The organism is Martinezella paranaensis, from assembly GCF_014200235.1.
Classification (GTDB): Bacteria; Pseudomonadota; Alphaproteobacteria; order Rhizobiales; family Rhizobiaceae; genus Rhizobium; species Rhizobium paranaense.
In genome coordinates this window covers 505,111-519,526 of record NZ_JACHBI010000001.1, presented here as the reverse complement: position 1 = coordinate 519,526, position 14,416 = coordinate 505,111, and the positions used below count along the sequence as shown (strand labels likewise).

The 14,416-nt window shown below is 61.1% G+C and carries 12 protein-coding genes; 8 read left to right on the top strand and 4 right to left on the bottom strand.

The genetic code is table 11. The features are described 5' to 3' along the window. Positions 1–12 precede the first annotated feature (12 nt). Positions 13–1,254, top strand: a complete 1,242-nt coding sequence (locus GGD50_RS02530) for an RNA polymerase sigma factor (protein WP_107107549.1) — start codon at positions 13–15, stop codon at positions 1,252–1,254. Between the two features lie 6 nt (positions 1,255–1,260). On the opposite strand, the gene GGD50_RS02525 is transcribed toward GGD50_RS02530, so the two are convergent. Further along, positions 1,261–2,220 (bottom strand): lysylphosphatidylglycerol synthase domain-containing protein, encoded by a 960-nt coding sequence (locus GGD50_RS02525; RefSeq protein ID WP_107107530.1) that lies wholly within the window; start codon positions 2,218–2,220, stop codon positions 1,261–1,263. Between the two features lie 94 nt (positions 2,221–2,314). Here GGD50_RS02525 and GGD50_RS02520 point away from each other — a divergent pair, with 94 nt between their 5' ends. Genes GGD50_RS02520 through GGD50_RS02510 form a run of 3 tightly spaced genes read left to right on the top strand, consistent with a single transcriptional unit; the run spans position 2,315 to position 5,504 of the window. Beyond that, positions 2,315–3,334, top strand: a complete 1,020-nt coding sequence (locus GGD50_RS02520) for a glycosyltransferase family 2 protein (RefSeq protein ID WP_107107529.1) — start codon at positions 2,315–2,317, stop codon at positions 3,332–3,334. Further along, positions 3,327–4,823, top strand: coding sequence for a glycosyltransferase family 39 protein (locus tag GGD50_RS02515; RefSeq protein ID WP_107107528.1), 1,497 nt, complete (start codon positions 3,327–3,329; stop codon positions 4,821–4,823). Before GGD50_RS02520 ends, GGD50_RS02515 begins: the two co-directional genes overlap by 8 nt. Before the next feature lie 60 nt (positions 4,824–4,883). Then, positions 4,884–5,504 carry an NUDIX hydrolase gene (locus GGD50_RS02510; protein ID WP_107107527.1) on the top strand — a complete coding sequence of 207 codons (621 nt, stop codon included), beginning with the start codon at positions 4,884–4,886 and terminating at the stop codon, positions 5,502–5,504. Here the strand turns inward: GGD50_RS02510 and GGD50_RS02505 are convergent, their stop codons facing one another. Continuing rightward, a complete protein-coding gene (locus GGD50_RS02505; protein WP_107107526.1) occupies positions 5,505–6,872 on the bottom strand; it encodes an aspartate aminotransferase family protein in 1,368 nt (455 codons plus the stop codon). Positions 6,873–7,160: 288 nt separating this feature from the next. On the opposite strand from GGD50_RS02505, the gene GGD50_RS02500 reads away from it, so the two are divergent. Next, entirely contained in the window at positions 7,161–8,501 is a 1,341-nt protein-coding gene (locus GGD50_RS02500) for a glutamine synthetase family protein (protein WP_107107525.1), read from the top strand. Between the two features lie 6 nt (positions 8,502–8,507). Here the strand turns inward: GGD50_RS02500 and GGD50_RS02495 are convergent, their stop codons facing one another. Then, positions 8,508–9,455, bottom strand: a complete 948-nt coding sequence (locus GGD50_RS02495) for a diacylglycerol/lipid kinase family protein (protein ID WP_107107524.1) — start codon at positions 9,453–9,455, stop codon at positions 8,508–8,510. A 349-nt stretch (positions 9,456–9,804) separates the two neighbouring features. On the opposite strand from GGD50_RS02495, the gene GGD50_RS02490 reads away from it, so the two are divergent. Both GGD50_RS02490 and mgtE read left to right on the top strand, forming a co-directional pair. Further along, entirely contained in the window at positions 9,805–11,022 is a 1,218-nt protein-coding gene (locus tag GGD50_RS02490) for an MFS transporter (RefSeq protein ID WP_107107523.1), read from the top strand. Positions 11,023–11,406: 384 nt separating this feature from the next. Next, complete coding sequence (gene mgtE / locus GGD50_RS02485; RefSeq protein WP_107107522.1) at positions 11,407–12,780, top strand: magnesium transporter; 1,374 nt, start codon at positions 11,407–11,409, stop codon at positions 12,778–12,780. 52 nt (positions 12,781–12,832) lie between these two features. On the opposite strand, the gene GGD50_RS02480 is transcribed toward mgtE, so the two are convergent. Continuing rightward, positions 12,833–13,306, bottom strand: a complete 474-nt coding sequence (locus GGD50_RS02480) for an Lrp/AsnC family transcriptional regulator (RefSeq protein WP_107107521.1) — start codon at positions 13,304–13,306, stop codon at positions 12,833–12,835. A gap of 145 nt (positions 13,307–13,451) precedes the next feature. Here GGD50_RS02480 and GGD50_RS02475 point away from each other — a divergent pair, with 145 nt between their 5' ends. Continuing rightward, on the top strand, positions 13,452–14,354 hold the full coding sequence (locus GGD50_RS02475; protein ID WP_107107520.1) for a DMT family transporter: 903 nt from the start codon (positions 13,452–13,454) through the stop codon (positions 14,352–14,354). Positions 14,355–14,416: the final 62 nt, after the last annotated feature.

The window sequence follows — 14,416 nt, the reverse complement described above, 5'->3', positions numbered from 1 at the left end:
ACCGCCGTGTCGCTGAACGAAACCATCGACGATATCTACCGCAGCCAATCACGCCGCGTGTTTGCGACGCTGATCCGTCTGCTCGGCGATTTCGACCGGGCGGAGGAGGCCCTTCACGATGCCTTCGCGGCAGCGGCGCAGCAATGGACGGAAGAGACCCTGCCGGCCAACCCCTATGCCTGGCTGGTTTCGACAGGCCGCTTTCGGGCGATCGACCACATCCGGCGGCGAGCGCGCTTCGATGCCTCGGAGGCCGACATCGTCGACAGCCTGTATCCGGAGGGCGAGATGATCGAGATCGCCGAAGGCGAAGAGATCGAAGACGATATGCTGCGGCTGATCTTCACCTGCTGCCATCCGATCATCCCGGCGGAGGCGCAGACGGCGATGGCGCTGCGCGAGGTCTGCGGTTTGACGACGGAAGAGATCGCCCATGCGTTCCTCATTTCCGCGCCGACCGTCGCCCAGCGTATCGTTCGCGCCAAGAATCGCATTCGGACCGCCCAAATTCCCTATGAAGTTCCGGCAAAGACGGAGTTGCCGGAGCGACTGGCGCAGGTGCTGCATGTCATCTATCTGGTCTTTAACGAAGGCTATTCCGCATCATCCGGCACAACGATCGTCCGCGCCGATCTTGCCGCCGAAGCCATCCGTCTTGGCCGCTTGCTGCTGAAGCTCCTGCCCGATCCGGAGGTTGCCGGATTGCTGGCGATGATGCTCCTGCAGGATTCGCGGCGGCTCGCGCGCGCCAGCGCTTCCGGCGACCTCATCTTGCTTGCCGATCAGGACCGTGGGCTCTGGGACATCAGGGGAATTCGCGAGGGGCTGGCCTTCGCGACCGAGGCGATGGCGGGCGAAAGCGTCGGCAGCTATGCGCTGCAGGCGGCGATTGCCGCCGAGCACGTACGCGCACCAACGGCGGACCGGACGGATTGGCGGCGGATCGTGATGCTTTATGATCTGCTGCTGGTGGCGCATCCCTCGCCGGTGGTCGAACTCAATCGGGCAGTCGCGGTTTCGATGTGCGATGGACCGGCGGCTGCGCTCGAGATCGTCAATGGCCTGCTGAGCGAAGACCGCTTGGCCCGATATCATCTGGCCTACGCCGCAAAGGCCGATTTCCTGCGCCAGCTCAACCGCAAAGACGAAGCACGACAGTCCTACGAGACGGCGCTTTCACTATGTCACCAGGCGCCCGAGCAGGCGTTCCTGCGCAAGCGGCTGGCGGAGCTTGCCGACAAGACCGGGCGATAAGCCTAGTCAATTGTGCTTCCTTGAGATCAGCAGGGCGAGTGCCGTTCCTGTCAGAGCAGAAACGACGATCAGCAGGTGCGCGCTGATGCTGGCCTGCGCCAGATTATCAAGCGCGTCTTTTAATCCCGGAGCGCCGAAAGCGATGGCACCAGCGGTGATCCCAGCCGGATAGGTTCCGACCCCTCCGGGCGCGTGTACCGGCAACACCGAAGAAAGCTCGCCGCCGACCGCGCCACCGAAGCTTGCCGACAGCGGCGTGACATTCATCAGGCGAAGCGCCCAGGCGAGCACCAAAACCTTCACCAGCCAATTGACCACCGTCGTCAGCCAGGCGCGGGCAAAAGCGCTGGCATTGGCCGGCATTCCGCGTTCCAGCTCATGCACCAGCCCCTGCGCTTTCTTCGGCAATGCCTTGCCAGCAAATTTGAGCAGCGGGCGGCGCAGGATAAAGGCGGCGACCGGTAAGAGCAGGAAAGCAAACCACAGAACCCAAGCAAGAGCACCATAGGGCGAGGCCAGTGCGAGGCCGACACCCGCCGCGGCGAGCAACGCGTGCAGGTCGAGCAGCCGCATGACAAACAGCGCCGAGGTGCCTCGTGCCAGGGGAATGCCGAATTCGGAGCGCATCAGCACCGGAAAGCTGGTCTCGCCGGTGCGGAAGGGCATCATGATGTTGAGCAGATTGTGGACCTGCGTCACGCGAAAGAGCGCGGTGAAATGGCCGCCGGTCTCCTTCGGGAAATAGTCGTAGATGCGCCAGGTGCGAAGGAAGTAGGTGCTCGTTAGCAGCGCCAATGCCAGCAGAATGGGTGGGACGCCGACTTTACCCCATTGCGCCAGGATCGAACCCCAGCCCCAGAACCATTCGATGAAGGCTGCATAGGCGAGGACGACGGCTAATGTCAGCAGCGTCATGCGGTTGCGAATAAACCAGTTCTGTCGGCTGGCAACCATCGGAGTCTTCATGTAGTTAAGGCACCCAATGCGAGCGGAGGCTGACGCCGGACATGTCGCTCGTTCCGTCCGGCCGGTTCTGCCGGTCTTTTAGGAGAAAGAAGAGTTGCAGACAACGGCAGAGTCGATCCGCCCCCTGACCGACACGGTAAGTGCCATTGAGCTTTCGCTGGTCGTGCCCGTCTTTAATGAGGAAGAAAGCGTCGGACCGCTGATCGAGCGCATCTGTTCCGCCATGGTGGGTTTCACCAAGCCCTGGGAACTGATCCTCATCGACGACGGCAGCACCGATGCCACGCTTGCCAATGCGCGCCGTTCGCTCGGGCACGAGGGACTGACGCTGCGCATCGTCGAGCTTCAACGCAATTTCGGCCAGACGGCCGCCATGCAGGCCGGTATCGACACCGCCACCGGCCGGCTGATCGCCACGATGGACGGCGACCTGCAGAACGACCCGAAGGATATCCCCTCGATGGTCGAGGAGTTGGAGCGGCGGCAGCTCGACCTACTCGTCGGCTGGCGCAAGAATCGCCAGGACGGGCTTTTCCTGCGCAAGATTCCCTCCTGGTGCGCCAACTACCTCATCGGCCGCATCACCGGCGTCAAATTGCATGATTATGGCTGCAGCCTGAAGATCTACCGCGCCTCGATCATCAAGCAGGTGAAGCTGATGGGCGAGATGCACCGCTTCATCCCGGCCTGGGTCGCGGGCGTCGTACCGAGCTCGCGCATCGGCGAAATGGTCGTTACCCATCATGCGCGCCAGCACGGCATATCGAAATACGGCATTTCGCGCACCTTCCGTGTCATCCTCGACCTGCTGTCGGTGATGTTCTTCATGCGCTACAAGGCGCGGCCGGGCCATTTCTTCGGCTCTCTCGGCCTTGGCCTCGGGGCGCTCGCCGCCCTGATCCTGCTGTGGCTCTTCGTCGACAAGTTCATCTTCGGCGACGATATTGGCAACAGGCCGCTGCTGCTGGTCGGCGTCGTGCTCCTGCTGTCGTCGGTGCAGATGATCACCACGGGTATCCTAGCCGAGATGATCGCGCGCATCTACTATCGCGATGACCTGTCGCCGAACTATATCGTCCGCAAGATCTTCGATCGGGATCATCAGGATGCATAGGCTTCTGGTCCGCCGACCGGATACCATCATCCTTCTACTTGCCGGTTACTTCGCTCTGGAATTCCTGGTGCGGCTCGCCATGCCGCATGGCATGCGCTACGACGAGTCGCAGCAGGCGCTGTTCTCGCAATGGCTGACACTCGGCTATGATTCCCAGCCGCCGCTCTATAATTGGGTGCAGGCGCTGGTGGTGTCGGTCTTCGGATTGTCGCTGGCGGCGATTTCCATCGTCAAGAACATCGTGTTGTTTCTGGTCTTCTTCAGCTACTACAAGCTGGCGAAGCTGGTTTTGTCGGACAAGGTTTTCGCGGCGATCGCCACGCTGTCGCTGCTGACTATTCCCCAGCTCTTCTGGGAGGCGCAACGTGACCTGACACATACGGTCGCGCAGCTCCTGACCATCAATCTTTTCCTCTACGGTGCGATCCGCACGCTGAAGGCACCGAGTACGGGCTCCTATGTATTTACCGGCATCGCGCTCGGCCTTGGCATGCTGTCGAAATATAATTTCGCGCTGCTTGCCGTCGCCGCGGTCATTGCCGTCCTTATGTATCCGCAGGGGCGCGCGCGCCTCTTCGATAAGCGCTTTCTGCTGACCCTGCTGATCTCCCTGTTGATCTTCCTGCCGCATGGATTGTGGCTGATCCATAATCTCGACCTCGCCTCGGGACGGACCCTGGGGATCATGGAGGAGGATGCGCCGGAAACTGCCTTTGCCAAGCTGGTGAAGGGACCACTGGAATTCGTGAAACTGGTGCTCGTCATCTGCGCACCGACGCTCGTCATCTATGCGCTGGTATTCGGCAAAAGCCTCTTCAAGAACCTCGGACGATCGAACGAATGGACCCGCTTTTTCGAGGTCCTTTTTGCGGCCATCGCCGTGCTGGTGCTGATCCTGATCGTCGGCATCGGCATGACGGCGCTGCGCGACCGCTGGCTGCTGCCCTTCCTGTTCCTGCTGCCGATCTATCTGTGCCTGAAGATGGAAGTGGCTGGCATCAAAGCGGCGGATTTCGGCAAGCGCTTCTTCTATATACCGCTGGCGATGATGCTGCTCATCCCGGCATCCCTTTTGACCCGCGTCACCTTCCCGGCGCTTTTCGGCTCCTATGACCATTACAACACCCCCTACCCCGCCTTCGTCAGCCAGGCCGTGGCGACGGAAGGCAAAAAGCCGGGTTTGGTGCTGACGGACAATTGGCTGCCGGCCGGCAATCTGCATTTGCAACTGCCTGACGTGCCGGCCATGTCGCTGTTCTTCGGAAATCTGACGGCGGACTATCAATGGAGCGCCGACAAGCCGATCCTCGTCGTCTGGCGACCGGGCAAGAACGCCGACGGCGTGCCCCCACCATTAGCGAACTGGTTGCACGATACGCTCGGCCAGCAATATGCGACGCCGGATGTCAAACTCGCAGACGTCCCGTATATCCACGGCAAAGCGGGCGATACGGCGTCTTTCGCCTATTCCTGGATTTATCCGAAGTAAGGGCAACCCGATCCAGAGTGATCGGCCGTCCAGTTTCAACTTTCAACGCAGGAACTGCTCATGGACCCGACCGACACGCTCACAAGCATCCTGCCTGACGCTGCCGATCTTCCGCCATGGCAAGTGAAAAGCTCCACCCATCTGCATCATGACCGGTGGCTGAAAGTCAGGGCTGACGCCTGTGTTACTGCCGAGGGCGTGGAGATCGCCCCTTACTACGTGCTGGAATATCCCGATTGGGTGGAAGTCGTGGCACTCGATGCGGAGGACAATATCTATCTGGTCCAGCAGTATCGCCATGCTCTCAACGTCGTCTCATTGGAGGTGCCAGGCGGGGCTATCGATGCGAGCGATGCCAACCCGATAGAGGCGGCCGCCCGCGAGCTGCGGGAAGAAACCGGCCTCATCGCTTCCGATTGGGAATATGTCGGCGCCCTCGCACCGAACCCGGCCACCCACTCGAACCTTTCCCATATCGTGCTCGCTCGCAACGTCGAGATGTCAGCGAAACCCGCAGACGATCCGACGGAACGCATTCGGCTTATTCGCATGCCGATCCGCCAGGCCATCAAACTGGCGCTGGAGGGTAAGATGATTCAGACCATTCATGTCGCGGGACTGACACTTGCCCTGCACAAAGCGGGCAAATGGGATGCGTCAGCCCTGGCGGACAAGGACTGATTACGCTCTCGCCTCGGCCCACACGGCGTCGAGCGCCAGCCGCGTGATACGCACCATCGCATCCACTTCCTCATGGCTGATGATCAGTGGCGGCGAGGCCAGCATTCGGTCCGCCGTGGCGCGCAGCACGAGGCCATTGGTTAAAGCGTGATTGCGTACGGCGGAGCCGATGGCATCCGGCTTCTCGAAACGGCGGCGGGTGGATTTGTCGGCGGCAAGCTGTAGCGCGCCCATCAACCCGATGCTGACGGCTTCGCCGACCATATCGTGATCCGCCAGACTGCCCCAGGCCTTCGCGAAATAGGGCCCGATATCGTCGCGAACGCGCTCGATCAGCCGCTCATCCTCGATGATCCTCAAATTTTCCAGCGCTGCGGCGGCGCAGACCGGATGGCCGGAATAGGTGAAGCCGTGGTTGAATTCGCCGACATCATTGATCAGCACATCGGCAATGTGGTCGCTGACCAACACGCCGCCGATCGGCAGGTAGCCCGAAGACAGGCCCTTGGCGATCGGCGCGAGATCGGGCTCGACGTTGAAATGCTGATAACCGAACCAGGAGCCGAGCCTTCCGAAGCCGCAGATCACTTCGTCGCAGACGAGCAGGATATTCCGCGCCTTGCAGATGCGGGCGATTTCCGGCCAATAGGTCGCGGGCGGTATGATGACACCGCCTGCTCCCTGCACCGGCTCGGCGATGAAGGCGGCGACGTTGTCCTCGCCCAACTCATTGATCTTCTCTTCCAACTCGCGCGCAGCCTTGAGGCCGAAATCTTCCGGAGAAAGATCGCCGCCATCAGCGTACCAATAGGGTTGACCGATATGGACGACGCCGGGGATCGGCAGATCGCCCTGCTCATGCATGTATTTCATGCCGCCCATGCTGGCGCCAGCAACGGTCGACCCGTGGTAACCATTGCGGCGAGCGATAACGGTCTTCTTGGCCGGTTTGCCCACCGCACTCCAATAGACGCGCGCCATACGGAACCAGGTGTCGTTGGCTTCCGAGCCGGAGTTGGTGAAGAAGACATGATTGAAATGCGGCCCGGCATGAGCACAGACCTTCTCCGACAGGAGCGTTGCCGGGGTCGTCGTCGTGCCGAAGAAGGTGTTGTAATAGGGCAGCTCATTCATCTGGCGGATCGCCGCATCGGCGATTTCCGTTCGCCCATAGCCGATATTGACGCACCAAAGGCCGGCAAAACCGTCGAGATATTTCTTGCCGTTGCTGTCGAAGATATAGACGCCCTGGCCGCGCTGGATGATCCGAGCGCCGTCGGCATTCAACTTCTTCATGTCCGCGAACGGATGGAGATGATGAGCGGCATCGACGGCGGCGAGATTGGAACGGCTGGAAGTGTCGGACATGGCTTATTCGAACCCTGTTGAGATTGGTGCCTGTCAGGCCCATCAACGCCGCGACTATGTGCATGGCCCCTCACCCCAGCCCTCTCCCCGCACGCGGGGGCGAGGAAGCTTATCGCGCCGGCAATCGACCGCATCAGGTGCGGCAAGCATGGGCGGGTCCCCTCTCCCCGCAGGTGCGGGGAGAGGGCTAGGGTGAGGGGCCTGGCACGAAGCCGCAACATAGCCAGACTTGACTAGAGGCTATCATGGTTTACGACCATGACGTGAGCATCGGGGATTTACAAGGGCATGGCGGCTGACAACGCAACCGAGGGCACAGCCCGTATCGAAGTGTTGATATCGGATATGAACGGCCGGCTGCGTGGCAAGCAGGCCCCCATCGAAGCCGAAAAGAAAGTCTGGTCCGGCGCGGTGCGCCTGCCGACCTCAACGCAATCCCTGGATATTTGGGGCGACGACAATGACGATCTCACCGGCCTGTCTCTGACAATCGGCGATCCCGATGGCACCTGCGTCGCTGATCGACGCACGCTTGCGGATATGCCATGGGCGCCGCCGGGATCGAAGCAAGTGCTGGCCATGATGCATGAACTCGACGGCCGCCCGAGCTTTCAGGACCCGCGCGCTATCCTTGCCGCCGTCGTCGACCGCTATAAGACGCTCGGCCTGACGCCTGTCGTTGCGACCGAGCTGGAATTCTATGTTCTCGCCGGCGACTGGCGCGAGCGCGGCATCCCCTCGCCGCCGGCGGCGCTGATGTATCGTGGTGAGCCGAACGGCTATCAGCTCTACGATATGGATGCTGTCGATCTGCTCGGCGATTATCTCGAAACCCTGCGCGCCTATGCCAAGGCGCAGGGCTTGCCGGCGGATGCAACCACGGCGGAGTTCGGCCCGGGGCAGTTCGAAGTCAATCTGCTCCATCGTCCGGACGCGCTTGCCGCTGCCGATGACTGCACTGCCTTGAAACGAATAGCCGAGCAAGCGGCGCGCAAACACGGCCTCAAATCGACCTGCATGGCGAAACCCTATAGCGATCACGCGGGCTCCGGCCTGCATGTGCACGCCAGCATCATCGACGGTGAGGGCCGCAATATCCTCGATGCAGCCGGCGGCGAGCCAAAGAGGCTGAAATCAATCTGCGCCGGTCTGCTGCAGACCCTGCAGGATGCGCAGTTGATCTTTGCGCCCTACGCCAATTCCTATCGCCGCTTCCAGCCGGGCTCGTTTGCGCCCGTGGACCTTACCTGGGGTTACGGTCATCGCGGAACGGCGGTGCGCATCCCTGAAAAGGATGGACCAGGCGCCCGGATCGAGCACCGCGTCGCCGGCGCCGATGCCAATCCATACCTCATGCTGGCGGCTATCCTCGGGGGTATGTTGCTCGGATTGCAGAGTGAACTCGATCCCGGCGAGGAGACGACGCCAAGCCATGTGCCGGCAAATGCACCGCGCCTGACGCATGATTTCCTGACCGCCGTCGAGCGCTTCCGCGCCTCTCCCTTCATCGCCGATATTTTCGGGGAGCGATACCAGAAGCTCTATGGCGATACGAAGCACAAGGAAGCGATCCGCTACCTGCGCACCGTATCCGATTTCGATTACCGGACGTATCTGCCGCGCCTTTGACAGATTTCAGACGACTGCGCTGCTGATGGAGTCTTCCTCGGCAACCCGCGCGGCCGTGCCCTGCTTGACCATCACTTTCAGCTCGCCGGCATGAAGTTTGAGCGCGATATCACGTTCCAACGGCAGCAGCTCGCCATCCACGACGCAGTTCGCCAGGCTGCGCAGCTTCGGGAAATGCAGGTGCACTTCACGCGTATGCATGACCATGACGTCGGCGTTTTCGCGGAAGCGGCCCCGCAGCATATCGATCGCGAGTCGTGCGACGCTCAGCGGCCGCAACGGCCTTGCCGTATAGAAGCCAAGTTCGCCGCCGCGCAGATCGTCGGCATAAAGCAGCGTGTTGGGGCCAAACGGATTGTTCGATACGGAAATTGCCGAAACATGCCGGCGCTCGCGAACTCCCTCCGCTTCGAAATCGACATCGAATTCCGGTGGGTTGAAGACGACACCCAAGGCGGCGCGGATGTTGGCCGACAACTTGCCGGCGCGTGAACGATAGGTATAGGCGTTGCGATAACGCACCATTCGCGCATGCATGCCCGCAGAAAACTGGTGGATGAAAGGGCGGCCATTGGCGCTGCCGATATCCACCTGATCCACCTCTCCGGTCGCAAGTACGTCTAGCACCTGGTAGATATCGAGCGGCAGCCGAAGCGAGCGCGCAAAGAGGTTCATGGTGCCGGCGGGAATGACGCCGAGAGCAACGCCGTTTTTCCAGGCTACCGCGGCCGCTGCAGAAATCGTTCCGTCACCGCCGCCGGCGACGATGCCATCGATATCGTCGCGACGCGCCGCACGCTCCATGGCGGCAACGACTTCACTACCCGACACGACCACACCTTCGAAATCGTGGCCGGCATCCCGGAAGACCTGCTCTGCCTTCATTTCGTAGGCGGCCATGTCCGTTGTCTTGAACGTGCCGCCATCGCGATTGAAAAAGCCGATCAGTTTCATCGAGGCTCCCGGTTTTCTCGTTGAATCTGTCTCAAGAAGATCTGCTCCCGCACCTGCTAATCCAAAAATGGTTTCGGCCAAGGCGATTTCAAGCACTATCCAGTCATGGGAGGCAATCAATGCGGGTGACTGATCGTGCAATAACCTCGCAAATACTTATGCGCAGGGCGATATGCTGCGCTGCAAAAAATGCACGCGACAGCGGTGTCGCCCTGATTCATAGTATTAATTGAGGTGCATTCGCGCCTTCCCATCTTTCATTCCGCATCGTGTATCCGAGACCACCTCCCGGTTTCTCTGCCCGTTGCCCGCTTAGCGGCTGTCTGCCTGATCGCCGCCAGGAGTTTTCGTGAGCGATATCACCGTCGACCTCATCGATTCCCGATCCAGCCTCGAAGCGCCGTCCCGCGCGGCGATCGCCCTCGTCACGCTGGCGCTCGCAGTCGGCAGCTTCGGCATCGGCACGGGTGAATTCGTCATCATGGGCCTGCTGCCCGAGGTCGCCGATACCTTCGGCGTCACGACCCCTCTAGCCGGTCATGTCATCAGCGCCTATGCGCTCGGTGTCGTTGTCGGTGCGCCGGTCATCGCTATCCTCGCCGCCAAGATGGCGCGGCGCACTCTGCTTTTGCTGATGATGGCAATCTTCGCAGCCGGGAATATTTCGAGCGCCCTGGCTCCGACCTTCGAAAGCTTCGCGGCTCTGCGTTTCATCACCGGCCTGCCGCATGGCGCCTATTTCGGCGTCGCAGCACTGGTGGCCGCTTCGATGGTGCCTGTCCATCGCCGCGTGCGTGCTGTCGGTCAGGTCATGCTCGGCCTCACCATCGCCACCCTGATCGGCACACCGATCGCCACCTTCCTCGGCCAGCTTCTGAACTGGCGTGCCGCCTTCATGATGGTCGGCGGCGTCGGCCTCGTAGCCATGCTGCTTATTGCCCTGTTCCTGCCCAAGGACAAAGTCGAGGAAGGTGCAAGCATCGCCCGCGAGCTGGGCGCTCTTCGCCGCATCCAGGTGTGGCTGACGCTCGGCATCGCCGCCGTGGGTTTCGGTGGCATGTTCTCGATCTTCAGCTATGTCGCAACAACGACAACGCAGGTTGCCGGTTTGGGAACGGGCATGGTGCCGGTCGTACTGGCACTCTTCGGCATCGGCATGAATGTCGGCAATATCGTCGGTTCGCGCCTGGGCGACCTGTCGCTCAAGGGGACGATCGGCGGCATGATGGTCTTCAACGTCATCATCATGACGCTGTTTTCGCTGACGGCAGCCAACCCCGTGATGCTCTGCCTCTGTGTCTTCCTCATCGGCTGCGGTTTTGCGGCCTGCCCAGCGGTGCAGACACGTCTTATGGACGTCGCCGCCGACGCGCAGACGCTGGCCGCCGCCTCCAACCATTCGGCCTTCAACATCGCCAATGCGCTCGGCGCCTGGCTTGGCGGCCTGGTGATCTCCTGGGGCTTCACAGCGGCGTCGACGGGCTATGTCGGCGCGGTGCTCTCCGTCTTCGGCCTGATCGTTTTCGGACTGTCAGTCGCTTTGGAGCGCAACGGCCGGGGCGTATGAGGCCGAAGGGTAAGGTCGTTCTGGCCGGTTTCTGAATCCACTCATTGCCTTCGATCGGCCGGGTGCACATCACCCGGCCGATCTCGTTTATTTTTGCAACAGCCATTGCTGCAGCGCATAAGCCTTTAGCCGCTCAACAAAAAATTGCCTGCGACATTATGGCATTAACCGCGGGCGCCACTTGACTTTTCCCCACTTCGGAGCGACTTCTCGCGACGTGGGGAACATGCGTTTTCCATACCGATTAACCGGAGCCATCTTACGATGCCTAGCGACAGTAGTAGTCGATTGCCTTTGCCGTCAGTGGCTTTCGTGCTGTAACCGACTCCTGTCGGCTCGCCACGATCTGCCACGACGGCGGATCGACCGGAAAGGCGAGCTATAATGAACATCAACAGCTTTCCCGTGCGGGCTGGCAATGCCGCTCGTGCATTCATCAATAATAACCGTGCCCTTACCATTGCAGAACGCGTTGAGTCGCTGAATGCGCTCGAGGCGGACGAAGCCGCACGCCTCCTGGCCAAAATGCCAGAGGAGCGGGCCGTTCGTATTCTCGATCGGCCGGAACTGCGCAACGCGCCTGCCATTCTCGAAGTCATGACCAATGCAGACGCCGCACGGCTGCTGCATGGCATGTCCAACGACCGCGTGGCCGACATTCTTCTCGAACTGGACGACGACGCACGCGCTCGGTTGTTCGCTACCCTTGAGGAGCCGGTTCGTGTCGCGATCCAGGGTCTGATGGGCTATCCGCCGCGCACGGCTGGCGGCATCATGACGACCGAGTACGTCAGCGTATTCGCCAGTTGGACCGTTGCGCAGACGCTTGACCATGTGCGCCAGGTCGAGCGCTCCCGCGAGACGGTCTATGCCATCTATGTGCTCGACGACGACACCCATGTTCTGCTGCATGTCGTGACGCTGCGCCGTCTCATCACCGGCCAGCCCGACGCCTGCATTCTGACCGTGGCACAGAAGGGTACGCCCGTCACTGCGCCTGCGCTGATGAAGCAGGAGGATGTCGCCCGGCTGATCCGCCGTCACGACCTGCTCGCTCTGCCGGTTGTCGACGAAAACGGCCTGATGCTCGGCATCGTCACGGTCGACGACGTCATCGATACGATGATCGCCGACACGACCGAAGCCGCGCAAAGATTCGGCGGTATGGAAGCCCTCGGCCAGCCCTATATGAAGATCGGCTTCGCGGGCATGATCCGCAAGCGCGCCGGCTGGTTGGCCGCCCTCTTCCTCGGCGAAATGCTGACGGCCAGCGCCATGCAGCATTTCGAAGGCGAGTTGGAGAAGGCTGTCGTGCTGACGCTGTTCATCCCGCTGATCATGAGCTCGGGCGGTAATTCCGGCTCGCAGGCGACCTCGCTGATCATTCGAGCACTGGCGCTCGGCGAGCTCAAGCTGTCCGATTGGTGGCGCGTTGCTTTGCGCGAATTGCCAACGGGCATCGTGCTCGGCTCGATCCTCGGCCTTGTCGGCTTTGCCCGCATCGTGCTTTGGCAGACCATTGGGCTCTTCGACTACGGCCCACACTGGCAGTTGGTCGGCGTCACCGTTTTCGCCGCACTGATCGGCATCGTCACATTCGGCTCTCTGGCCGGCTCGATGCTGCCGTTCATGCTGCAGAAGCTGCGCCTCGATCCGGCCAGTGCATCGGCGCCAGCGGTGGCAACGCTGGTCGATGTGACCGGGCTGGTGATCTATTTCTCGGTCGCCCTGTTGATCCTCAGTGGCACGATGCTCTGAGAGCAATGCAAATTTAACCAGGAAGGGGCCGGCGACGGCCCCTTTTTCATTTTCAAACCGGCTGCGGCAGCTTCAGGGCGCCGTTGGTCTTGATGCTGCGGATCGCAAAATTCGAGCGCAGGTCGGAGACGCCAGGTAGCGTCAGAAGCTTTTCCGACATTACCTTTTCATAAGCGGCGAGGTCCTCGACGACGACTTCCGCCAGAAAATCCGCAGCTCCTGAAATCAAGTGGCAGGACACGATTTCCGGGATAGCGAGCAGCGCCGCCTGCTGCGCCTCCGAATTCTCCTTGGAGTGATGCCCGACCTTGAGTTCGACGAAAACGGTCAAGCCGAGGCCAGCTTCCTTGCGGTCGATATCGGCGCGATAGCCGCGCAGCAGACCCGATTTTTCCAGGTTGCGGATGCGCCTCAGACAGGGCGAAGGCGACAGATTCACCCGCTCGGCGATCTCGACATTCGTAGCGCGTGCGTCCTCCTGCAGGCAGTTGAGGATGGCAATATCGAATTTATCCAGTTTTGGCATTTCTATAAACTTTCTTCGCCTGTATTGGCAGATAATTGCTCATAGCACTTTCTTTGAGCCATAACTAGCAAGGACATGCCTCGGCCTTCGGAGCTATCTTTTCTTCAACCGGATAATGATCCCAACGGTTCGAAAGGATACGTCGATGAGTGCCTTGACCTTCTCCTCCCGCAAGACAATGCCCGCTACGGCCGGCTATGCCGGCGCCATCATTACGGTGCTGATCTGGGCCAACTGGATTCTTGCCACGCGCCACACCGCCGAAACGCAGATGGGCACGATCGACCTCGGCTTGATCCGCTACGGTATTCCGGCGCTGGTGCTCTCTCCCGTCTGGCTGCGCACCGGGCTGTTGCCGAAAGGCGTGCCGCTGAAACTATTGGCGCTCATGGTCTGCGGTTCGGGTGCGCTTTTCTTCCAATTGACCACTTTCGCCATCCACTCCACGCCCGCCGCATCGGCTGGCATTCTGCTCGGAGGCTCGATGCCGCTGGCGACCGCGCTGATCGGGGTGCTGCTGTTTCGCGAGCGGCCGGACATCACCCGTTGGCTCGGCCTCGGCGGCATCGTCGCCGGCGTCGCCATCCTTTTGGCACGCAGCCTTTCCAGCGCGGAAATTTCCTGGGTCAGCTTTACGCTGCTGCCGCTTGGTGCCCTGCTCTGGGCCGGCTACACCCACGCATTCCGCCGCTCTGGCCTGAACGCCATTCAGTCAAGCGCGATCATCGCCATCTGGTCGTTCCTCATCCATGTCGGCCTGGCCCTGATCTTCGGCAGCTCGCTCGCCTCCGTCCCGCTGCCGGAAATCGGCCTGCAGGTCGTAAGCCAGGGCCTGCTTTCCGGCCTCGCCGCCACGCTTGCCTACGGTCTCGCCGTCCAGGCCCTTGGCGGCACGCAGGCTGCCGCCTTCACCGCCATCACCCCGGTTCTCGCCACCTTCGGCGGCGGGCTGCTGCTCGGCGAGCCGCTTGGCATGACGGAGATTGCCGCCGCTGTCGTCACCGGCATGGGCGTTGCGCTTTCAACGGGAGTCTTGTCGAGGAAATAAGGGCAACAATCGGCAAAGGAGAGATGGAAGGCTGCCATCGGCAGCCTTCTGCATTGAGAAAG